The sequence below is a fragment of the Ensifer sp. LC384 genome (genome assembly GCF_001695865.1).
Classification (GTDB): domain Bacteria; phylum Pseudomonadota; class Alphaproteobacteria; order Rhizobiales; family Rhizobiaceae; genus Ensifer.
The window spans coordinates 398,524-411,711 of sequence record NZ_MBST01000001.1 but is presented as its reverse complement, the minus strand read 5'-3'; the positions used below and the strand labels follow the sequence as shown (position 1 = coordinate 411,711).

The 13,188-nt window shown below is 59.8% G+C and carries 13 protein-coding genes and 1 pseudogene; 8 read left to right on the top strand and 6 right to left on the bottom strand.

Annotation, left to right across the window (positions count from 1 at the left end; all coding sequences use genetic code 11):
• Window positions 1–67: 67 nt before the first annotated feature.
• Genes BC363_RS01960 through BC363_RS01945 form a run of 4 tightly spaced genes read right to left on the bottom strand, consistent with a single transcriptional unit; the run spans window position 68 to window position 3,752 of the window.
• Window positions 68–2,101: a transposase domain-containing protein gene (locus tag BC363_RS01960; protein ID WP_083223724.1), complete on the bottom strand. Its 2,034-nt coding sequence runs from the start codon at window positions 2,099–2,101 to the stop codon at window positions 68–70.
• Window positions 2,101–2,559 carry a hypothetical protein gene (locus tag BC363_RS01955; RefSeq protein ID WP_065786534.1) on the bottom strand — a complete coding sequence of 153 codons (459 nt, stop codon included), beginning with the start codon at window positions 2,557–2,559 and terminating at the stop codon, window positions 2,101–2,103. Before BC363_RS01955 ends, BC363_RS01960 begins: the two co-directional genes overlap by 1 nt.
• The gene (locus tag BC363_RS01950) at window positions 2,556–3,392 is read right to left on the bottom strand and encodes a ParB N-terminal domain-containing protein (RefSeq protein WP_065786535.1); all 837 of its coding nucleotides are present in this window, start codon (window positions 3,390–3,392) and stop codon (window positions 2,556–2,558) included. Before BC363_RS01950 ends, BC363_RS01955 begins: the two co-directional genes overlap by 4 nt.
• Window positions 3,393–3,395: 3 nt before the next feature.
• Window positions 3,396–3,752: a hypothetical protein gene (locus tag BC363_RS01945; RefSeq protein ID WP_065786536.1), complete on the bottom strand. Its 357-nt coding sequence runs from the start codon at window positions 3,750–3,752 to the stop codon at window positions 3,396–3,398.
• 210 nt (window positions 3,753–3,962) lie between these two features.
• On the opposite strand from BC363_RS01945, the gene BC363_RS01940 reads away from it, so the two are divergent.
• Window positions 3,963–4,337, top strand: coding sequence for a hypothetical protein (locus BC363_RS01940; protein ID WP_065786538.1), 375 nt, complete (start codon window positions 3,963–3,965; stop codon window positions 4,335–4,337).
• A gap of 63 nt (window positions 4,338–4,400) precedes the next feature.
• Here BC363_RS01940 and BC363_RS01935 read toward each other — a convergent pair whose 3' ends face one another.
• On the bottom strand, window positions 4,401–4,724 hold the full coding sequence (locus BC363_RS01935) for a helix-turn-helix domain-containing protein (protein ID WP_065786548.1): 324 nt from the start codon (window positions 4,722–4,724) through the stop codon (window positions 4,401–4,403).
• 129 nt (window positions 4,725–4,853) lie between these two features.
• Between BC363_RS01935 and BC363_RS35750 the strand changes: the two are divergent.
• Window positions 4,854–5,057, top strand: a pseudogene (locus BC363_RS35750) (helix-turn-helix transcriptional regulator); the annotation flags it as partial.
• Between the two features lie 30 nt (window positions 5,058–5,087).
• Window positions 5,088–5,375, top strand: a complete 288-nt coding sequence (locus BC363_RS35745) for a hypothetical protein (RefSeq protein WP_244519792.1) — start codon at window positions 5,088–5,090, stop codon at window positions 5,373–5,375.
• A 1,126-nt stretch (window positions 5,376–6,501) separates the two neighbouring features.
• Here the strand turns inward: BC363_RS35745 and BC363_RS01925 are convergent.
• Window positions 6,502–7,356 carry an EamA family transporter gene (locus BC363_RS01925; protein ID WP_065787008.1) on the bottom strand — a complete coding sequence of 285 codons (855 nt, stop codon included), beginning with the start codon at window positions 7,354–7,356 and terminating at the stop codon, window positions 6,502–6,504.
• A gap of 203 nt (window positions 7,357–7,559) precedes the next feature.
• Here BC363_RS01925 and gcvA point away from each other — a divergent pair, with 203 nt between their 5' ends.
• The 5 genes from gcvA to BC363_RS01905 all read left to right on the top strand — a co-directional run bounded on the left by gcvA (window position 7,560) and on the right by BC363_RS01905 (window position 13,087).
• Window positions 7,560–8,468 carry a transcriptional regulator GcvA gene (gene gcvA, locus BC363_RS01920; RefSeq protein ID WP_065786552.1) on the top strand — a complete coding sequence of 303 codons (909 nt, stop codon included), beginning with the start codon at window positions 7,560–7,562 and terminating at the stop codon, window positions 8,466–8,468.
• 396 nt (window positions 8,469–8,864) lie between these two features.
• Entirely contained in the window at window positions 8,865–10,649 is a 1,785-nt protein-coding gene (locus BC363_RS01915; RefSeq protein ID WP_065786554.1) for an adenylate/guanylate cyclase domain-containing protein, read from the top strand.
• Between the two features lie 358 nt (window positions 10,650–11,007).
• Complete coding sequence (locus BC363_RS35690; protein WP_141690203.1) at window positions 11,008–11,451, top strand: hypothetical protein; 444 nt, start codon at window positions 11,008–11,010, stop codon at window positions 11,449–11,451.
• Between the two features lie 90 nt (window positions 11,452–11,541).
• Window positions 11,542–11,889, top strand: coding sequence for a hypothetical protein (locus BC363_RS35270; protein WP_065786558.1), 348 nt, complete (start codon window positions 11,542–11,544; stop codon window positions 11,887–11,889).
• A gap of 175 nt (window positions 11,890–12,064) precedes the next feature.
• Complete coding sequence (locus tag BC363_RS01905; protein ID WP_141690202.1) at window positions 12,065–13,087, top strand: glycosyl hydrolase; 1,023 nt, start codon at window positions 12,065–12,067, stop codon at window positions 13,085–13,087.
• Window positions 13,088–13,188 lie beyond the last annotated feature (101 nt).

Here is a 13,188-nt window from a genome sequence, read left to right as displayed (position 1 = left end):
TCCTATTCAGGTTTTGGATGGGCGGGTTTCGTGGACCCGCCCCATTTTTTTGTGGGAACCGTACTCACTACGTTTCGGCTCTGCTTTTACGGCCGGACGCACTACCTGCCGGCCGATCCCCTTTCGGGAATGGGATGATCGAGCTGTCGCCCGAAATCAGGGAAAGACCGCGCGCGATGCCGGCCTCGTATTCGTCTTGCGACATCACGTCGGTTTCCTGCTCGATCGCGAGGTTTCCGGTGACGATGCGGGTGATCGTGGGACGGATGGGCTCCGGCTTTTCCGGCGGGTCGGCGGCATAAAGCTCGCCGAGCTGGGCGGCCGACATCTGCTTGTGCAGTTTGGCCTTCGTCTTGTTGAGCTTGACCAGGGCGCGGCGGTTCCGCTCATGACGGGCAGCCTTGGCTTGCTCGTTGTATCCGGCCTTCTCGGTGCAAGGTGCTTCGCAGATGAAGCGGCCTTCAGGGTCATAGACCTTCACCGGCTGGTGCAGCTTGTCAGGGTCGAAACGGACCGTGAGGTGCTGGCCCATCCATTCGTTGAGTTCCGGAGCCCAGTAGACATTCTTCTGGAAGTGGATTTCGCCGTTGCGGGCTCGCGTTTTCAGAACCTTGGCTGCCAGCATCCAGAGTGAGCGTTGTGCTTCCGTCGCCCTACGAACGATGGTGGCGGGATGGCGCATGCTCTCCGCGAACGTTTCGTCGAAGCTTCGACCCTTGGCCGTCTCGGATCTGCGCCCGGTGCGCGCATTGTGCTCGGCGATCCGCTCGGCAACATGGCGTTCCAGGACGTCGAGCGGGACGGCCCAGCTGCGATAGTTCTCGGGCTTGTTTTCGGGTTTGTTGCCGGTGTAGGCGCCGGACATGGCCGGATGCTTGGAAATCTCCTCGGCAAGGTCTTTCCAGGCGCGCTCGATCGGCTTGGACTGGCCGGAATAGGGCTTGGTGAAATGCGGCTCGATATCGAGCGTCTTCAGAAGGCCGGCGACCTCGTTTTCGATCTTCTTGAACCGATTGCGGCTGGTCGCACCGCCTGAGATCAGCTTCGAGGCGAAGGCCCGGCCGTTGTCCATGTAGAGATGGTCCGGGATGCCGTGGTCTTCGACCATGTCGCCGACGCAGGCGCGCACGACATCCCACGTCTCGGCCTCGCAAAGCCGCCATGACAGGATTTTGCCGGAATAGATATCCTGGATCCCGAGCAGGATAACGCGATCGGTCACCTTATCCGTCGCCTCGGCGGACTTCCAAGGAACCTGCACAAACAGGTCGAGCTTGTGACCGTCGGTGTTGGTAATCTCCATCGCGTGCAGGTGCGTCTTGGTGCGGATCTGGCTGGGGTAGAGCTGCTCGGCGCGCTTGCGACCTTCGCGGGTCAGGATCTGGACCGCACGCGGCACTTCCGCCTCCATCCGACGGCGTAGCGTGCGCTCCTCGGGTATTGGCGCCCAGTTGTGCTTTTTGGCGGCTTCTTTCATGCGCCGGTAGCACGACGAGAAGGTCGGCTTTTCCGACCGAAGGTAATCGGACTTGAGAGCCGACCACGCCAACTCATGGCATGGCGCGGTGTTGGCAACGGTGCCGCTTTCGGCATAGGCCGGCGCGAGCGCTGGCAGCCAGTCTTCCCGAGCGACCGAGGTAAGCTTCTTTCGCAGCTCATAGTAGGTCGACGAAGAAACCCCGAACTTGCGCAGGACAGGTGCCAGGGTCTCTTCGACGGACGCCACCGAACCGGCAAGCTCCCGCTTTGCTAGGGCGTCCTCGGCCGTGATTATCAACGCGTGGCGCTGGTGCGCGATCTGCCGGTGTTCGTCGGTCATCGCCTGGAATGTTTTCCAGTAAAGAGCCCGGCGCTTCTCGCGCGTTTCCGCCAGGGTGGCGTCCCGCTGCGCGATCTGTGCGAGCTTCGCCTGTGCAAGACCCGGCAGCAGCGACTGGTGATACTGCCACGCGGGTTTCGTGCTGGTCGCAACCTGACGGGCCTGGCCCTCGCGTTGGCGCCAGTTGCCGTCGTTTGCCAGCCGCTTCAGGCTCGACAGGCTGGTCGGCATGCCGGGCAGGCGCAGATCAAACAGGGCGTCGAGCGTGAACCAGCCGTCCATCAGCCTTTCCTCCGCGATTGGATGCGGATGGGCCGGGCGGTCAGCCGCTTCAGCTGGGCCGAGATCCGCTTTTGCTCCTGGCGGCAAAACGCGATTTCCGCCAACACGGCCTCCTCGCCGATCAGCATCGTCACGCCCTGCAGGGACGCGGCCTCGTCCCAGAGCCACAAGGCGTCGGTGGCGTGCGCCAGTGCCGCAAAGCGCGGCATGGTGATGTCGTGCGCCTTGCTTTCCGCCGTGTAGGCGTCAAGCGTCGCCTTGTTGATCGACGGCAGGCCGAGATACTGTGCCATGCGCGCGGCGATGGTCGGCCTGTCATAGGGGCACTCTCGGATAGCCCGCGCCATCGCACGCTTCAGCTTCGTGCGGTAACGGTCGAGGTCGAGTTTCTGGGCCGGGTCACGGACAGGAAAAACGGGCTCAAGGAAGAAGTCGAGCTGGGTGTGATCGCGCTTCATGCCGCGTCCTCCATAATCTCACGCATCAACGGATCTCCGCGATCGGAGAGGCCCATGTGCTCAAGGAATTCGTTGCGGGTTTCGTCGCTCGCCTTCTCCCAGGCTGCGATCAGCTTCTTGAGGATGCTGGCTTGGTCCTCGGGGGCAGCCGGCTTTGCCGGCTTGTCCATTCCCATGACCTTCTTCAGGTCCGGCTCGAATTTGAGCGCGGCGGCAATGCCGGTCTGCTCGGCCTCGGGCAAGCCGGCGAGCTTCAGCAGCTGCTTTTGGTCGTTTTCATACTCAGTGCCGCGCAGTGAGTTGCGCAGCATCGGATGCAGCTTCTGGCCGATCCTCGTCACATTTTTGTAGGTGCTTGCGCCGATGCCGAGGCGCTCTTGAACCCGCTCGGAAAGCTCCTTGCCGGGTGCAAAAATCAAAGGGCAATCGTTGTCCTTTGATTTCCGGTCGCCACCGCGCTCTATCTTGCCGTGCTTGTCCTCGTAGATTTCGCGGAACTTCATCACGAAGATGGCGCGATCTAGGGCCGACAGATCGTTGCGAAACAGGTTCTCGGAGATCTCGATCAGCTGCGCCTCGGCAGCATCGGCGGAGACCACGATCGCCTCTATTTCCTCCCAGCCGTTCATGCGGGCGGCTTCAAGACGATGGCCGCCAGCAACCAATGTATAGGGCGTTTTCCCGCCCTGGGCGGCTGGCGTAGCGCGCACTGTGATGGGGTTGATCAGGCCGCGATCGACCATGGAGCCGGCGATTGCCGCAGCGTGCTCCAGATCAACCGGGCGGGCGCGGTCGGCGACGAGGATGGATGAAATGGGTAGGGACTTTAGCATTGATCAGGCCGCTTCCTCTTCGGAGGCAATCATGGTCAGGAGCGATCGCGCCTGCGTCTTGATCGTCTGGTAGTGGTTGGCAAATCGGGGGTGCTTCATGCGGGCATCAACAGTGCGCAGTGCCCGGTTAATGGCTTCGCGGGAACGCTCCTCGACCTCGACGACACGACGCTTCGGCCAGCCGCATTCGCGGATCATCAGATGCATGACGATCTGGCGGGCGAGGGCGGCATCGAACCACTGATGCGGCGGATCGAGAATGTCGGCCGCCGAAAGGTGCGGGAACCCGTCCCGCACGGCGATTGTGCAGACATGCATGCAGGCTTCATAAAGCGCCTTCTGGTCGAAGCGGTTGAGCATCACAGCACCTGTTGGAGAATGGCCGCAGCTCCCGCCACGAGACCGGCCAGGGCTACGCTGAACACAAGCACCTGGTCGGCCACGCGGCACACGGGAGAGGAGGACGGGATGAAGGGGTTTCGGGTGTCTACTTCTGAGCGACGTTTCGGCATTGGCGAGGACCCTGAAATGCGAGAGGTTGGCTCGATGACAGCTTGAAAGGGAAAAAGGGTGAGCGAAGACACAGCGTTCGTTGAGGCTGAAAACAGTATCTTGAGGTTCTTGCTGCTGGAGATCAGCGAGGCGTTGGTGGCGCGGGGTGCTTTAACGCGAGACGACATTGCCGGTGCGTTGTTGCGTACCGAATGGGGCGCGGAAGTTTTGGACGACGAGGCAGAAGCGAGCGGTCCCATTACGCACCCTCACGCTGGTCTGGCCCGGCTAACCACCGAGCAATGGTCGACACGATTCGGGATTGCCCCATCGCTCTTCGCGTTGCGCAAATTGCACACGGACTGGCTGACAGGTGGACAGAAGGGGCCGGCGCCGCTGTATCCGCGACAGGTGATTGAGTGGTCCCGGGTTGATGACGAAGGCGGCGAATAAGGTCGCGTCGTACACGTTCGTGCTGCGCGGCTACCTCTCGGTTCTCGAAACCAATCGGACCCATCATGCGGCCTCGGGCGCGAGCTGGCGGCGTGCATGACGATAGTTCTCCGCCGGCTGGGGCGCCATGCGCTCTCCGTCCGCGTGGTAGCGGGTGCGCCACAGGTATTCGGGACGTGTCTTCAGCGCGGCCGCGATGGCACGCTCACCGGCAAGGTGCGGTTCGTGGACGGCATTTCCGGCCGTCCCGGCCGGCAAGTTATAGGCCTTGTCGATCCCGGTGAGTGTGAGCTTGGCAAGGGTAAGGCGACCGCGAATGCGGGCAACCTCTTCGAGGCGGCGGCGTTCGGCACGGCTGGCCTTGTCGCTCGTGGAGGCACGATGCATAAGTAAATCCTTGATCCAGATGGGAGGCCCTGGCCGGCCTCCTTTTTTGGGGTGTTGAAGTCTGCGAACACAGAAAGGGATATCACAATTTGGTAGATAGTAAATACCAATTTGTGAGATCATTGATCATTGGGGAAGAAACCAAAACCGTCGAAGACGCCCCTGGGCGACCGGCTCGTTCAAACTCGGGAAAAGCTAGGATTCTCCCAGCAACGGGCGGCGTTTGCTGAGACCGTTGGCCTTACGGAGCCAATGCTCGGCTATTATGAGCGGGGAGACCGAACTCCCGATGCTCTGGCGCTATCCGCATATCGTACGGCGCACGGGATCAGTCTGACGTGGCTCATCACAGGCGAAGGGGAGATGTTCGATGATCCATCGAAAGGCCCGGCGCCGAGCACAGGTGTGGACATCGTTCTGCTGCAACAGTTGCACGACACCGTCCAGGCCGTCTTCATCGAGTGCAAGCAGACGCCACCGCCTCGGGCAGTAACCGCCGAGGCCGGTGAACTTTACAATCAGCTGCTGGGGATGGTCGCCGACATAAGAGACAAAGCAGTGGTAACCGCGTTGATCCCGGTCTTGCGGCAGCGCTTCAAGGAACGGATCGCTAATGCCCAGCCTGGTAGCGGGAAACGCGAGGCCTCATGATTGTGAAACCATGCTTGGCAGTCCGTGAAACTGGGGCAGGGCCGAGCGGTCCCGGTCAGGTCAACCAGGTGAGATGCATCGACGATATGGTGAGAGAAGCATTCGCTTCCGAATGACTGGCGTGTGCTGCGTTATGCGATCAACTTAGGTATGCCCTCGAATGCTCATTAAGTGTTTGTTAAGGCTTACGGCGCGCCACCACTTGAAGGCAAGCCGTCCTCGTTCCGCAAGGTAAACGCGAGTAGTCTCAAGTGATGATTGGCATTCCGTGCCCCGCCATGAAGTTCCGGCAAACGGCGCCGGAGCCGGGGGTTGAACACGTGCTTCACAGACACGCCGATGCGCTTTTAGCCGGAGCTTGGACATGGCACATCGCCCCCGGCCGAAAGGCCATGGCGAATGCGCCAGCCGCCAAGCTGCGCATATGTTCGGCCACCGCTATGGCGGCGCGCCTATGTGAAGTCAGGGTGTTCAAGCCCACCACGGTTATAGAGACGCGGCGTAAATGCGCAAACCACAATTCCAATGGCGGCGGATCGCGCTGAACTTTTCTTCTCGATCGCCGCAATCCGTTAACCCACTGCTTTTGTTGCGGAAATCGCAAGGCGCGGGGAAAAAACCAGAATGGACTTATCTAAATTGGAGAAACGGCGTCAAATCGCGCCAGATGCGCCTCTGCGGCCGAAATCCTTGAAGTCGGCTTGATCGTTAAATATCAAACAGTTGAAGATGCCTTGAAGGGTCTTTAAGGGATTTCTACCGGCGTCGTTGCCAAGCGGCCAGGCGCTACGCTGTGAAGCGCGTGCAACGCGATTTTGGCAGAAATCGGTGTCAAACCGCGCCGGCCTCAGTTATCGCTGGTCAGGCTGCAATCTCTTGATTTCTAAGGGCTTCTCACCGGATCCCGCTTTTTCCCAGATATTCCCGGTAATTCCGGATAACGGTGACAAACAACACCGATTTAAGACACTCTCAAGCGTTTTCGTTGCTATCCTCTGCGTAGATTTTCTTCAGCCGGCCCTCGTTGTGATTTTTGCTCACCGCGTAAAAAAGGCCCGCCAAAGGCGGGCCAAATCGCTCGGGGAGTAACCGAGCGGGGGATTCAAATTTACTCATCCCAAACCAGCTAAGAACTCGCTCGCTTTCCGGAAGCGGCCAGTGCTAGCCCGGCGAGCACGAGTCCCACACCTGCTGCGAACATCAGGCCCAATCTGTCACCGAAGAGAAACGCGCTGGCGCTGATGCCGAATACGGGCTGGAGATATTGGACGCTCGCCGCAACACGCGCCGGGACAACTTTCAGAAGATAAAGCCATAGGATCAGCCCCATCACAGTGACCACAACGCCGAGATAGGTGATGGCCACCAGAGCTTGGGCTGTGATGTGGATGCTCTGCTGGCTCATTTCCCAGCCCGCGAGCGGCATAACCGTCAAAAGCCCGACGAGCATGTTCCATGCCGCGACAGGCATCAGGCCGTATTTCTCTGTCAGATCCGCGCTCCAGATGTAATAGATCGCGATGCCCATCGCCGAGATCAGCATCAGGATGACGCCGGAGGTCGTTGTTCTTGACATGTCGTCAACACCCGGTCCGCTGCCGACCGCCACCAGGGCGATCCCGACGAATGCAGCCAACAGGCCGCTCCATTGCAGCGGCGTTACCGATTGTTTGAAGCGGATGGCCGCCAGAATGACCATAAACAATGGAATGGTCGCCGAGAGGATCGTTGCGACGGACGCCGATGTGCCTTGGACGCCAAACGACTGGGCAACGTTGCCCAGTGTGATACCCATGACACCCAGGCCTATAATGCCGGGAATTGCTCTTCTAGGAACCCGGAGTTCGCGTCGGGCCAGGAACATCATGAGCGGCACAGCTACCACGAAGCGGAGTGCGGTGAACGTCATTGGAGGAATGCTGCCAAGGCCGAGCTTCGTGATCGGTATCGAAAGCCCCCACATCAGTGCCAGAAGGAACATAGCCCCTACGCTCTTGGCTGAGAGCGAACCTACTGCAGCGAGCGGTCCAGGGATAACGGCTGTATCGAAAGAATTCTGGGACATCTTTGATCGCCTTAGAATTGGCACGTACGTGAGATTGTGCCATCCATAAGGCGAGCGATGTCCGTTCGACAAACCATTTGTTCTCACAGGATGCGTGATGTGAGTTCACGCATGTAATTATGGCCGCCCATCTTCCACCGCTTCAGACACTTCGAGCCTTTGAAGCAACTGGTCGACGGTTGAGTATGACGCTTGCTGCACAGGAGCTTCATCTCACCCACGGCGCGGTGAGCCGTCAGATAAAGGCACTGGAAGATTACCTGGGGGTGCCCCTCTTTCGCCGTCTGACGCGTAGGATCGAGCTGACGGAAGCGGGTCAGTCCTATTTCAGCACTGTCACCCGTCTTCTTTCCGAGTTGATGCGAGAATCGGAAGAATTGCGTCGCAAGAACGACGCATCCCGTCTCGTCGTAAACTGCAGCGTCTCCTTCGCCAGCAAGTGGTTGACGTCACGACTGCATCGCCTAATGGCCGACGCACCTGAACTCGATGTCCATCTGGAGGTCACCGATGCGGCCGTCGATTTCACCACGAGCCATGTCGATGTCGCGCTGCGTTACGGCGACGGCCGCTATGTTTACGCGGCGGCGGAGCGCATCATGAACGAGACGGTGTCTCCTGTGTGTTCCCACGAGTATCACGAAAGGATGGGCGGGATTCATGCGCCAGGCGACCTGGTGAAATGCCAACTCATTCACGAGATCGGGATGAACACGACATGGGAGCGGTGGTTCGCGATGATGGAACTACCTTATCCAGGCATGCGCGGGCCTGGGTACAGCCATGGGAGCATGTCCATTGAGGCCGCAATTCGAGGGGCGGGCGTCGCGCTCGGACGAAGTGTTCTTGTCGCGGAAGACCTTGCCGCTGGACGTCTGGTATCACTATTTCCCGAGGCAAAACTCGAGGTGGAGTGGGGTTACGATCTGATCTACCGAGTCGGCAATCAAGATCACCCCAAGGTCCGTGCTTTTCGAACCTGGATTCTGAAAGAGGTGCGAGAATTCATGCGCAGTATGCGGGGCTGAAATGTCCGCAAATTTCAGAACGCTCCGAGTGAGTTGCGTGGGACACAGGCGGCAAAATACATAACAACATTAAAGGTTCCAAAAATGTCCCACATTTTTTGAACCTATTGATGTAACTGCCTTTTCAGAATTCCTCCGGGCCCACCATCTATTTCTGGCGCGCCATGAACGTCTGAACTGGCCGCCATCAGCGGTCATGCGATCCATGAGAGCCTGGAATTCTGGCAAGACGGTCACAGACAACTCCCGAGCCTGGAGGGAAGTAATGATCCAAAATCTACCAGTGTTCCATCAGGGTGCCGACTCCCTGTCCCGCCACTGTGGGCGGATGGTTCCACTGTTTGGGGGGACTCTTCTTCGCTTGAAGGCAGCACTGGGGCGGCGTAACCTCCTCCAATGCCGGACGACGACGAACCAATCGCGGTTTCTGCCGGACCCCAAAGGAAGCTGGCAGTCATCCTTGCGGCTGATGTCGCAGGATATAGCCGGTTGATGGAGAGCGACGAGGAGGACACCCACGAGCGGCTGCAGAGGTTGCTAGGCGATGTCGTCCGGCCAGCGGTGGAAATCCACAGAGGACGAATTTTCAAGACCGCTGGGGACGGCCTTCTCGTGGAGTTTGCGAGCGCCATCGAAGCGGTGCGCTGCGCCGTTGACATTCAGCGAGCGACGGCCGAGCGGAACAACGATGTTGCCGAAGACCGCCGCCTGACTTTCCGCATCGGGATCAACCTTGGGGATATCCTGGCTGACCAGGAAGATATATTCGGTGACGGAGTCAATATCGCCGCCCGGCTCGAGGCCATGGCCGAGCCGGGCGGCGTGCTTATAAGTCACAGCGTTCATGAGCACGTTGATCGCAAGCTCCCGGTACGCTTGGTTGATCAGGGCGAGTGTCTGCTGAAGAACATTACCCGCCCCATCCGGGTTTTCCGGGTGGGCTGGGAAAGTACCCGCGGACACCCGGCTCCATTCGCACGGAAGGACAGCGGCCCAGGTACCGTGCCGACACTGCCGCAGGTGGCTTCAATTGCCGTGCTGCCGTTCGCCACCCTGAGCAACGATGCGGAGCAGGATTACTTTGCTGACGGCCTCGCGGAAGACCTGATCACCGATCTTTCCAAAGTCGATGGCCTGTTGGTGATCGCTCGCCATTCGAGTTTCGCCTACAGGGATCGGTTGATGGACTTGCGCATGATCGCAAGGGAACTGGGGGTTCGCTATCTTATCGAGGGAAGCGTGCGGAGGGCGGCAGGGCGCGTTCGCATCAATGCGCAACTTATCGACGCCTCCAATGCCAGCTGTCTTTGGGCTGAACGTCTGGACCGAGACCTCGCGGACATCTTCAGCCTGCAGGACGAAGTTGTCGGCAAGGTGATCAACGCCCTTTCCCACGCCCTGCCGTCGGCAAAACCCCCTCCGAGGCGCAGGGTCATCGATCTCGAGGCCTACGACCTGTTCGTCCGCGGGCGCGCGCTCGCGACGCAATCGCTTCGGGAAACGAGGGCGGCTCGCCCGCTTTTGCTCAAGGCCATCGAGATCGATCCGGGTTTTGCCGGGGCGCATGCCTGGCTCGCGATGAGCCACCACTTCGATGCGTTGTACTATGGCGAACCTGTAGACGAACATCGTATTGCCGCCCGCGCTGCCGCCGGGAAAGCCGTCGAGATTGATCCGGAAAACGCGGACGCGCATATCGTTCTTGGCTATCTTCGTGCGTATGAGGGGGAGTTCGGAGCGGGAGTGGCCGAGTTCGAGCAGGGGCTTCGTCTTAATCCCAATCACTCTGCGGGGTGGGCGCACCTTGCCGATCTCCGGGTGTTCGAGGGGCGTGCGATCGAGGCCGTCGAATGCGCTGAGAATAGCTTTCGCCTCAATCCCTATCCTCCGGGCGACCATTACTCGTTCCTCGGCTGGGCCCAGTATGCTGCTGGTCGTTATCAGGATGCCGTCGAGACGCTCCGCCATCCACAGGCGGGTGGGCCCGGCTCAAAACGCAATCTCGCCGCTGCGCTCGCGCGACTGGAACGTATCGCGGAAGCGCGAAAGACGGGGAGGGAATTCCTCTCGGAATTTCCGGATTTCTCGGCGCGGCAGTGGGGAAGAACGCAGCCATTCCGTAACGATGCCGACCGTCAGCATTTTATCGATGGATACATCAAGGCAGGTCTGCCGGAATGAGGATGCGGCCTGTCTGGGTGACAATTCGCGTCCCGCGCGTTCGTCGCCGAGACTTTCAGTGTTATGAAGTGCGCCAGAGACCAAGGGGGCCACATGAGCGACGATAACATCATCAAGTTTGAACGACGAAAACCAAAGCGGGAGCCAAGGTCAGTTAGTCCAGGGCAGAGGAAAGCACTTACCTGGCTCGCGGTGATAGCCGGGTTGACCCTCGTGTGGGCGTATTACCAGTTCATTGCACCGCCGAGCCTGTAATGAGAGCAGGTTAGGCGCAGGTAAGTCCTGACAGCATCTCCGAGATGTGCAGTGGGGGAACCGTCGGCAGGGTACTCCGACGAGAACGGCGGTCCGGAAACACATGCCGCGCCGTTTGAAGTGGCTCAACCAAGGCATGGTTATGGGCATCCAACCCACTGCCAATGTTAAGCTGATCTGCAGCCCAAGCATCGACGAAATCCGAACCCTTTCGCACATGCTTGGAATGATTGGCTGGATGAACACTGTCAATGTGAACGTGCCGGTCAGACTGCGGCCAAAAAAAAGCCCGCCGGAGCGGGCAGTTTTGGAGTGGGCGCATACGCTCAAACATGTTGCGCCTGGGAGCCAAGGTGCGTCACAGACGTCAACACTGGGTAAACAGCCGGCAGCCAGAAATGAGGGGGACTTTGGTCGGAGCGGTGCAGCGCGGAGCCTCCCAGGGAAGAGCGTTTGTTTCGGCTTAACAGATGGTCGGCGCGGATCGGCGGCAGCCCCCGATCGTAAAAAAGCCGATGCTCAGAAAGAAACTCTTAATTTTAGCTGACAATAATAAGAAGTAGGGGTTGAACTTCGCGATCGATTCCCGCTAAAGAAGCTGACAAGCGGCGCTGGCCGCTCGTTCGAAAGGATGCTTATGCGAAGCCTAACCGCCTTGGGCGGCCTCCGCCGCACCACCGTTTCGGGTTTCAAGTATCTCGTGCCTGCCTTGCTTTTCGGTCTTCTGCTTGTCTCCTCCGGCTGTTCGTCGGCGGGTATCGCTGAAAGTCCGCTGTTCTCGTCTGCCGGCTCGAAGGCAGCAGTGAGCGCGCCGAGCGTCGCCCCGAAGCAGGGCAAGCTGATCAGGGTTGCGGAAGCCGACGATATCGTCGAGCCGCTGCCGGCAAGAAAGCGCGTTTCCGCCTATCTCGGCCGCGCGCCCTATATCTGCTCGCCAAGCGGCTTCGGCCATACGTCGCGCTGCTTCCTCAGAAGCTCGCTGTAAAGCCATTCCGATCAGGCGGAGCGCTCGAAACGCTTCGCTTCCATACGGTGTCGTTGGCGCGTTTCCGCATTGGTTGAAGTGACGGAAACACTCCAGCTCCTTGATTACGCACTTGCCTGGGGAAGATTGTTTCGTTTTCCCTGAAATGTTCGAGACCTTGCGTCGGAGACTGCGCTTGTCGATTGCGATATTCAGATCGGTGCTTGCGGCCGGCCTCATGGTGCTTTTGCCGGTGGGGGGCGCCTCGCGCGCTGCGGCTGCCGATCTCGGCGGCACGGTCGATCGTGTGCTGACGACCGCTTCGATCGGTGCGGCCGGGAAGGCTGCAGGCAAGCCGGGTGGCGAGATTGCGATCGGCGTCTACGATCCGCATGACGCGGTCACCAACAGCGATGCGCTCACGATCGAGCATGTCTTCATCTATTGGCAGGCGCTCGACAAGGCGATGCTGCAGCGCAAGATCGCCATCGCCGAGGGCCAAGGCCGGGCGCTGATGATCTCGGTCGAGCCCTATACCCACGCCAGCGACTGGCGGGCGGGCGGCGAACGGCTGTTTGCCGATATCGGCCGCGGCCGTTTCGATCGCGAGATCCGCGAGATCTGCCGGCGCGCCGGCGAGGTCGCAGTCTCGGTCTACATGCGCTGGGGTCACGAGATGGAAGACCCCGACGGCCGTTATCCCTGGGCGCGGCGCGACACGGGCGGCTACAAGAAGGCGTTTCGCTATTTCGTCGAAAGTTGCCGGGAGCTGGCACCCGATGTGCGCTTCGTCTGGTCGCCCAAGGGGCATCGCAACCTTGGCGGCTATTATCCCGGCGACGACGTGGTCGACGCCATCGGCATTCCCGTCTGGGGGCTGCAGAAGATGGATGTGGACTATTGGGGTCGCGAGCGCAGCTTTGGCGAAACGCTTGGCGAAAAATACCAGCGGGTCGCGCGGTTCGGAAAGCCGGTGATGGTTGCCGAGCTCGGCGTTTCCGGCTCGGCTGACTACAAGCGCGCCTGGTATGCGGAAATCTTCGATCGCAGGACCTATCGCGATCGATTTCCGCTTTTGACGGCCGTGGTGTTCTTCAACGACAAGGAGCCCTACAAGTGGCCGCTCGGCTATGGCTCCCCGGATTGGCGGCTGGACAAGGCCTCGCTTGCCGCCCTCGTTTCCGACAAGGCCGAACGCATCAGCCGGCCGACGCAATAGCGCTTACTGCATAATTCCTTAAATCGGATCCGATTTAAGGAATTATGCAGCAAGTTTAAAGCGTTGCAGCGTCCTTTGCGCGTCATATTTGACGCGCGGCG

Bases quoted from the DNA above. Each gene is read 5' to 3' on its own strand.
- BC363_RS01950 (WP_065786535.1), bottom strand. From the start codon at position 3,392: ATGCTAAAGTCCCTACCCATTTCATCCATCCTCGTCGCCGACCGCGCC.
- gcvA (WP_065786552.1), top strand. From the start codon at position 7,560: ATGGCCGCCCATCTTCCACCGCTTCAGACACTTCGAGCCTTTGAAGCA.
- BC363_RS01955 (WP_065786534.1), bottom strand. From the start codon at position 2,559: ATGAAGCGCGATCACACCCAGCTCGACTTCTTCCTTGAGCCCGTTTTT.
- BC363_RS01925 (WP_065787008.1), bottom strand. From the start codon at position 7,356: ATGTTCCTTCTGGCACTGATGTGGGGGCTTTCGATACCGATCACGAAG.
- BC363_RS35690 (WP_141690203.1), top strand. From the start codon at position 11,008: ATGCCGCGCCGTTTGAAGTGGCTCAACCAAGGCATGGTTATGGGCATC.
- BC363_RS01935 (WP_065786548.1), bottom strand. From the start codon at position 4,724: ATGCATCGTGCCTCCACGAGCGACAAGGCCAGCCGTGCCGAACGCCGC.
- BC363_RS01960 (WP_083223724.1), bottom strand. From the start codon at position 2,101: ATGGACGGCTGGTTCACGCTCGACGCCCTGTTTGATCTGCGCCTGCCC.
- BC363_RS35270 (WP_065786558.1), top strand. From the start codon at position 11,542: ATGCGAAGCCTAACCGCCTTGGGCGGCCTCCGCCGCACCACCGTTTCG.
- BC363_RS35745 (WP_244519792.1), top strand. From the start codon at position 5,088: ATGTTCGATGATCCATCGAAAGGCCCGGCGCCGAGCACAGGTGTGGAC.
- BC363_RS01945 (WP_065786536.1), bottom strand. From the start codon at position 3,752: ATGCTCAACCGCTTCGACCAGAAGGCGCTTTATGAAGCCTGCATGCAT.
- BC363_RS01915 (WP_065786554.1), top strand. From the start codon at position 8,865: ATGCCGGACGACGACGAACCAATCGCGGTTTCTGCCGGACCCCAAAGG.